At 68.3% G+C, this 230-nt stretch carries 1 protein-coding gene; it reads right to left on the bottom strand.

Annotated elements, in window-relative coordinates; all coding sequences use genetic code 11:
• Window positions 1–25: 25 nt before the first annotated feature.
• The coding region (locus AC0IX4_RS23445) for an AMP-binding enzyme (protein WP_471831473.1) at window positions 26–230 on the bottom strand (205 nt) is incomplete at its 5' end.

Below are 230 nucleotides of genomic sequence, written 5' to 3'. Positions count from 1 at the left end.
GCGTCGAGTCCGTCGTCGGGCGCGCTCACACAGGATCCTCGACGACGGCCATGGCGCGGAGCTCGCGCGTGAGGATCTTGCCCTGCGCATCGACCGGAAGTTCGCGGACCACGTGTACCGAGTTCGGCGCCTTGTACGACGCCAGCTCGGTGCGGCAGAACTCGATGAGGGCGTCGGGATCGGGCGTCGTTCCCTCCGCTGCGATGACGAACGCGGTGACCGCTTCGGAC

This window comes from Rhodococcus sp. AC861 (assembly GCF_979256035.1).
Note: the sequence above shows the minus strand (reverse complement) of the source record. Positions and strands in the feature narration are given on the sequence as shown.